The sequence below is a fragment of the Microbispora sp. CL1-1 genome, from assembly GCF_012034195.1.
In the GTDB taxonomy this organism is placed as follows: Bacteria; Actinomycetota; Actinomycetes; order Streptosporangiales; family Streptosporangiaceae; genus Microbispora.
On sequence record NZ_JAATEK010000196.1, the window covers coordinates 1 to 454 of the forward strand.

Sequence of the window (454 nt, forward strand, 5' to 3'; positions counted from 1 at the left end):
GCGCGCAAGACACCGAAGATCACCGAAGTGCTGCCCTTGCTCTACCTGCACGGCCTGTCCTCCGGTGACTTCGTCCCAGCGCTGGGGCAGTTCCTCGGCTCGGCGGCCGGCCTGTCGGCGCCGGTCATCACGAAGCTGACCGAGCAGTGGAAGGCCGAGCAGCGCGCCTTCGCCGACCGTGACCTGTCGGGCGTGGACTACGTCTACCTGTGGGCCGACGGGGTGCACGTCAACGTCCGCCTGGAGGAGCACCGGTTGTGCCTGCTGGTGATGATCGGCGTGCGCGCCGACGGCCGTAAGGAGCTCATCGCGCTGTCCGACGGCTACCGCGAGTCGACCGAGTCGTGGGCCGACCTGCTGCGCGATTGCAAACGGCGGGGGATGCGCGCGCCGGTGCTGGCCGTCGGGGACGGCGCACTGGGGTTCTGGGCCGCCCTCGGTGAGGTGTTCCCGC

Annotated in this window: 1 protein-coding gene; it reads left to right on the forward strand. The window is 70.3% G+C overall.

Translation table 11 applies throughout. From position 1 onward, the window contains the following. Positions 1–454 (forward strand): transposase (locus HCK04_RS40585; RefSeq protein ID WP_185949129.1); only part of this gene is annotated, 454 nt, incomplete at both ends.